Genomic DNA, 6544 nt, shown 5'->3' with positions numbered 1-6544 from the left:
CATGCCAAGCGCTACGGCACCACGGTCTCCGCCATCGTCTCCGCCAACGGCCTCGACTCCCGCGCCTTCATCCGCGTCGGGCAGACCCTCACCGTCCCCGGGGGCTCCGGCACCGCCGCCGCCCCGGCCGCCGCCGCGGCACCCGCCTCGGCCGGCGGGTCGCACACCGTCGCCTCCGGCGAGACCGTCTCCGCCATCGCCAAGCGCTACGGCACCACGGTCTCCGCCATCGTCTCCGCCAACGGCCTCGACTCCCGCGCCTTCATCCGCGTCGGTCAGGCGCTCACGATCCCGGGCGGCGCGGCGGCCACGACGACCGCCGCACCGAGCGGCACCCAGCTCGTCGGCAACACGTTCCTCGGCCGCACCTACGCCCCGAGCGTCGTGGCCTCGGCCAACGCGAACAAGGCCTCGCTGGTGGCCATGGGCGTGCCGTCCAAGGCCGACATGCAGACCAAGGTCGCCGCCACGGCCCGCTCGATGGGCGTCGACCCGGCGCTCGCCCAGGCGATCGCGTTCCAGGAGTCCGGGTTCAACCACACCTCGGTCTCCCCCGCGAACGCCATCGGCACGATGCAGGTCATCCCGTCCTCGGGCCAGTGGGCGTCCGACCTCGTCGGCCGCGACCTCAACCTGCTGGACCCCGACGACAACGTCGTGGCGGGCGTGGCGATCATCCGCCAGCTCGTGCGCACGTCGCCCGACCTGCAGACCGCCATCGCCTCGTACTACCAGGGGGCGTCCTCGGTGAAGCGGAACGGCATGTTCAGCGACACCCGGCGGTACGTCGCGAACGTCCAGACCCACATGGCGCGCTACTGAGCCCCGGCCTCCGGGGCCGGGGCCGTCCGCGCCCGTAGACTGCCGCCCGTGGGAACCACCGTCACCGATCCGCTCGTCGGCCGCCTGGTCGACGGGCGGTACGAGGTCGTCCAGCGCATCGCGCGCGGCGGCATGGCGACGGTGTACCTGGCGGTCGACCGGCGCCTGGACCGCGACGTCGCGCTCAAGGTCATGCACCCGCACCTGGCCGAGGGCCGGGCGGGTGCGGACTTCGTCGCACGGTTCCGGCGGGAGGCCCGCGCCGCGGCCCGGCTGACCCACCCGGGCCTCGTCGGCGTGTACGACCAGGGGCTCGACGGCGACACCTCGTACCTGACGATGGAGTACGTCGACGGGGTCAACCTGCGCCGGTACCTCTCCGAGCGGGGCTCGCTGACCGTCGGCGAGGCCCTCGGCGTCGCCGAGCAGGTCCTCGACGCGCTGGGAGCCGCGCACCGCGCCGGCCTGGTGCACCGGGACGTGAAGCCGGAGAACGTCCTGATGGCGACCGACGGCCGGATCAAGGTCGCCGACTTCGGCCTGGCGCGCGCCGTCACCGAGGTGACCTCGACGACCACCGGGACGGTGTTCGGCACGGTCGCGTACCTGTCGCCGGAGCTCGTCGTCCGCGGCGAGAGCGACGCCCGTACCGACGTGTACGCCGCCGGCGTGCTCCTGTACGAGATGCTCACCGGAGCGCAGCCGTTCACGGGCGAGACGCCCATCCAGATCGCGTTCCAGCACGTCAACAACGACGTGCCGGCGCCGTCCGACGCGCCGGACGCCTCCTGGCTCCCGGTGGAGGTCGACGAGCTGGTGGGGGCGCTGGCCGCCCGCGAGCCGGAGGACCGGCCCGCCGACGCCGGCGCCGCGCTCACCCTGCTCCGGCGCACGCGTGCCGCGCTCGACCCCGCGACGCTCGCCCGGCGGGTGGACCGCGAGCCGGCGGTCGCGCTGCCCCAGGCGACCGACCCGGAGCACGACACCGACGCGCCGACCGGCGGCACGGGCGACCCCGCGGCCGACGAGCCGGCCGAGCCCGGCGACGCCACCACCCGGCTGGAGACGCCGGGCCGCACGGTCGCGCTGCCGATCGGCGCCGTGACCGTCTCCGGCTCCCCCGTCGCGCCGGCCGGCCGCCGGCGGCGGCCCTGGCGCTGGGTCGCGGCCGCCGTGCTCCTGCTCGCGGCGGTCGGCGGGGGCACCTGGTGGTACCTCGCGCTCGGCCCCGGCGCATACACCACCGTGCCGACGGTCTCGAGCCTGCCGGAGGAGCAGGCGCTGGACGCGCTCGACGCCGCCGGCCTGCGGGCCGAGACGGAGCGCGCGTTCCACGACACCGTGCCCACGGGTGAGGTCGTCGAGGCGGACCCCGGCGACGGCGAGCGGGTGCGCAAGGACGGCACCGTGACGCTCACCGTCTCGAAGGGCGTCGACCTCGTGCCGCTGCCCGAGCAGGCGCTGGTCGGGATGATGCAGGCCGACGCGGCGGCGGCGCTCACCGCGGCGGGCCTCGCGCCCGACTACGTCGACGGCGAGCACTACGACGACGCCGCGCCGTCCGGCTCGGTGCTCGCGGCGACGGACGCGGACGGCACCCCGGTCGAGCCGGGCCAGACGCTGAAGCGCGGCTCCACGGTGCTGCTGACGCTGTCGGACGGGCCCGAGCCCGTCCGGATCGTGTCGGTCGTCGGTGCGACGCTGGAGGAGGCGACGCAGCAGCTCCAGGACATCGGCCTCGCCGTCGCGCCGGAGGAGGCGTTCAGCGACACCGTGCCGGCCGGGCGCGTCATCGCCCAGAGCCCGGAGGGCGGCGCCGACGGGCACCGCACCGACACCGTCACGCTCCAGGTGTCGAAGGGGCCGGAGACAGTCGCCATGCCGAACCTGACCGGCAAGCAGTACGCCGAGGCCGCCGCGGCGCTGGAGGCCCTGGGCCTCAAGGCCGAGCGGCGCAACGTGCTGGGCGGCCTGTTCGGCACGGTGCGCGACCAGAGCGTGCCGGCCGAGCAGCAGGTGGCCAAGGGGACGACGATCACGCTGACGGTCGTCTAGGCCCCCGAAGCGGCGAGCGAGGAGGCGCGGCGTGCCGAACCCGTCCCTGGACGACCTGGTCCGGCTGCGCCGCGCCCGGGACCGGATGGACCGCGACTACGCCCAGCCGCTCGACGTCCCGACGCTGGCGCGCGAGGCGCTGATGTCCGCCGGCCACTTCTCCCGGTCGTTCCGCGCCGCATACGGCGAGACGCCCTACGGCTACCTGATGACCCGGCGGATCGAGCGGGCCAAGGCGCTGCTCCGCCGGGGCGACCTCAGCGTCACCGACGTGTGCGTCGAGGTCGGCTGCACCTCCCTCGGCTCCTTCAGCGCGCGGTTCTCCGAGCTGGTCGGGATGAGCCCGTCCGCCTACCGCGCGCGGCAGCACGACGCCGGCGCGGCGGTGCCCGCGTGCGTCGCGAAGGTCCGCACCCGACCGGTCAGGAACGGAGAAGCGCCGCGCGACCCGGTCCCTCTAGCGTGACGGCCATGGACATCACGCTGCAGCAGTGCTTCATCGCCGTGCACGACCACGACCTGGCCCTGGCGTTCTACCGGGACGTCCTGGGCCTCGAGGTGCGCAACGACGTCCGGTTCGAGGGGATGCGCTGGCTGAGCGTCGGCCCGCCCAGCCAGCCGGACGTCACGATCGTGCTCGAGCCGCCGCTGGCGGACCCGGGCGCGTCCGACGCCGACAAGCAGGCGATGGCGGAGCTGCTCGCCAAGGGCCTGCTGCGCGGCGTCATCTTCCAGACCGACGACGTCGACGCCACGTTCGAGCACATCCGCGCCGCGGGCGGCGAGGTGCTCCAGGAGCCGATCGACCAGCCGTACGGCGTGCGGGACTGCGCGTTCCGCGACCCGTCGGGCAACATGCTGCGGTTCAACCAGCGCGCCGCCTGACCGCTGCGCCGGCGCCGCACGACGACGGCCGCCGCCCCTCGAGAGGGGTCGGCGGCCGTCGTCGTGCGCGGGGCGTCAGGAGCGGCGGAGCAGCTCCACGACCTGGAACGCGAGCTCCAGCGACTGCTGGTGGTTGAGCCGCGGGTCGACGAGCGTCTCGTACCGGCGCGCCAGCCCGGCGTCGTCGATCTCCTCCGCACCGCCGAGCACCTCGGTGACGTCGTCGCCGGTGAGCTCGATGTGCAGCCCGCCGGGCACGGTGCCGAGCGCGCGGTGCACCTCGAAGAACCCGGCGACCTCGTCCATGACGTCGGAGAACCGGCGGGTCTTGTAGCCCGAGGCGGAGGTGATGCCGTTGCCGTGCATCGGGTCGCACACCCAGGTGACCGGGCGGCCGTCGGCCGTGACCTTCTCCACCAGCGAGGGCAGCAGGTCGCGGATCTTGCCGGCGCCCATGCGGGTGATGAACGTGATGCGGCCGGCCTCGGCGCTCGGGTTGAGCTTGTCGATCAGGCGCAGCGCGTCGTCCGCGGTGGACGTCGGGCCGAGCTTGATGCCGATCGGGTTGTGCACGCGGCTGAAGTAGTCGACGTGCGCCCCGTCGAGCTGCCGGGTGCGCTCCCCGATCCACAGGAAGTGCGCCGAGCAGTCGTACGGCAGGCCGGTCCGCGAGTCGATCCGGGTGAGCGGCCGCTCGTAGTCGAGCAGCAGCCCCTCGTGGCTCGCGTAGAAGTCGACGGTCCGCAGGGCGTCGAAGTCGGCGCCGCACGCCGCCATGAACCGGATGGCCCGGTCGATCTCGGCGGCGATCTCCTCGTACCGGGCGTACGCCGGGTTGGCGGTGAAGCCCCGGTTCCACTCGTGCACCCGCAGCAGGGACGCGAAGCCCCCGGTGGTGAACGCGCGGATGAGGTTCAGCGTCGACGCGGACGTGTGGTACGCGTCGAGCAGCCGCTCCGGGTCGGGCGTCCGGGCCTCGGCGGTGAACTCGAAGCCGTTGATGATGTCGCCCCGGAACGCCGGCAGCGTGACGCCGTCGCGGGTCTCCGAGTCCGAGGACCGCGGCTTCGCGTACTGCCCGGCCATCCGGCCCATCTTGATGACCGGCAGGCTGGCGCCGTACGTGAGCACGACCGCCATCTGCAGGACCGTCATGATCTTGCCGCGGATGTTGTCCGCGGTGGCCTCGGCGAAGGTCTCGGCGCAGTCACCGCCCTGCAGCAGGAACGCCTCGCCGCGCCCGGCGGCCGCGAGCTGGCCGCGCAGCGCGTCGGCCTCCCCCGCGAACACCAGGGGCGGCAGCCCGGCGAGCCGGTCCGTGACCCGCGCGAGCGCGTCCCGGTCCGGCCAGGCCGGCTGCTGCGTGACGGGCAGGCCCCGCCACGCGTCCAGGCCCTGGAGGACCTGCGGGTCCGCCTCGACGCTCATCAGTGCGCCGTCGCGGGCACCAGGGGCTGCCCGATGCCCTCCAGGATCGCGCCGAACCACGGCTGCGAGACGTCGAACGCCTTGCCGCCGGCGATCCGCGGGAACGCGATCGCCTTGAGGCGGTCGCCGTCCTCCTCGTCGTGGCCGATCACGCCGGCCTCGCCGCGCAGGGCGCACTCGACGGCCAGGTCGGTCATCGACTTGATGAGGCGCAGGTCCTCGGCGTTCGCGGCCGCGGCGCGCGAGTAGTAGCCCGACTTCTGGACCATGACCTTCTCGGCGCCGAGCTTCTCCGCGAACTGCTTCGCGAACCACTGGCCCGGGTTGATCGTGTCGAGCTTGACGTGGCCGAACGGGTCGCGCGGCACCTCGGCGCCGGACGCCTCCAGCTGCTCGACGATCTCGTGCATGCCCGCGCCCTCGGACAGGAAGATGTTGACGTTCCCCTGGGTGTCCATGATCGCCTTGAGGCGCGCGGCCTCGGCGTCGATGTCGAGCGCGAGCTCGGGCAGGAAGACGGCGTGGATGTCCCAGCGCTCGCGCGTCAGGCCGAGGGCCGGGGCCCACTCCTGGCGGTCGAGCCACTTGCGGTACTCGGCGGCGGCGGCGGCGGTGAGCCACCCGCAGTGCCGGCCCATCACCTCGTGCACGATCAGCATGCGCGGGCCGGAGCGGTGCTCGCCGATGACGTTCGCGGCGAAGCCGGCGGCCTCCTCGGCGGCGGTCCACGCGCCGAGCGACTGCTTGATCGGCACCACGTCGTTGTCGATCGTCTTCGGCAGGCCGACGACGGTCAGGCCGTAGTCGTTCTCCGCGAGGTAGGCGGCGAGGTCCGCGGCCGTGGTGTTGGTGTCGTCGCCGCCGATCGTGTGCAGGACGTCGACGCCGTCGGCCTTGAGCTGCTCGGCCGCGACCTGCAGCGGGTCCTGGCCCTCGGCCACGAGGCCGCGCTTGACGCAGTCGGCCGCGTTGGTGAGCTTGACGCGGGAGTTGCCGATCGGCGAGCCGCCGAACCGGTGCAGGATGCCGGCCTGGGCGCGGGCCTCGTCCGTGATGACGATCTTGTCGCCGCGGAGCAGCCCGTAGTAGCCGTGCTCGTAGGCGATGATCTCGACCTCGGGGGCGATCTCGGTGTAGCGCTCGATGAGGCCACCGACGGCCGAGGACAGGCACGGAGCGAAGCCACCCGCGGTCAGGAGCGCGACGCGACGAACCGACATGAGACACACCTCTCGATTGATCAGCACAGCTGGGTCTTCCCAGCCCCGGGAGCCAGGGAACGGCACGCCGGAAGTCAGGACCCGGGACCGAGGTCCTCGGGTGCCGCCGCGCCGGGGCGCGACGGACGCGGCTC

General features: G+C 73.8%; 6 protein-coding genes. 4 read left to right on the top strand and 2 right to left on the bottom strand.

The genetic code is table 11. The features are described 5' to 3' along the window. The 4 genes from FS882_RS21660 to FS882_RS17615 form a co-directional block, all read left to right on the top strand. Positions 1–822 (top strand): LysM peptidoglycan-binding domain-containing protein (locus FS882_RS21660; RefSeq protein ID WP_262348389.1); only part of this gene is annotated, 822 nt, incomplete at its 5' end. 48 nt (positions 823–870) lie between these two features. Beyond that, on the top strand, positions 871–2877 hold the full coding sequence (pknB, locus tag FS882_RS17625; RefSeq protein ID WP_158375021.1) for a Stk1 family PASTA domain-containing Ser/Thr kinase: 2007 nt from the start codon (positions 871–873) through the stop codon (positions 2875–2877). A gap of 85 nt (positions 2878–2962) precedes the next feature. After that, complete coding sequence (locus tag FS882_RS17620; protein WP_158375087.1) at positions 2963–3343, top strand: helix-turn-helix transcriptional regulator; 381 nt, start codon at positions 2963–2965, stop codon at positions 3341–3343. Positions 3344–3348: 5 nt separating this feature from the next. Beyond that, positions 3349–3762: a VOC family protein gene (locus FS882_RS17615; RefSeq protein WP_154729862.1), complete on the top strand. Its 414-nt coding sequence runs from the start codon at positions 3349–3351 to the stop codon at positions 3760–3762. Between the two features lie 75 nt (positions 3763–3837). Here the strand turns inward: FS882_RS17615 and FS882_RS17610 are convergent, their stop codons facing one another. Continuing rightward, a complete protein-coding gene (locus FS882_RS17610) occupies positions 3838–5190 on the bottom strand; it encodes a class II 3-deoxy-7-phosphoheptulonate synthase (protein ID WP_158375019.1) in 1353 nt (450 codons plus the stop codon). After that, positions 5190–6410, bottom strand: a complete 1221-nt coding sequence (locus FS882_RS17605) for a pyrophosphate--fructose-6-phosphate 1-phosphotransferase (RefSeq protein WP_158375017.1) — start codon at positions 6408–6410, stop codon at positions 5190–5192. The genes FS882_RS17610 and FS882_RS17605 overlap by 1 nt, the downstream gene beginning before the upstream one ends. Positions 6411–6544 lie beyond the last annotated feature (134 nt).

This window comes from Cellulosimicrobium cellulans, from assembly GCF_007679345.1.
In the GTDB taxonomy this organism is placed as follows: domain Bacteria; phylum Actinomycetota; class Actinomycetes; order Actinomycetales; family Cellulomonadaceae; genus Cellulomonas; species Cellulomonas cellulans_A.
The sequence above is the reverse complement of the archived record's forward strand: the minus strand, read 5'-3'. Positions and strand labels throughout refer to the sequence as shown.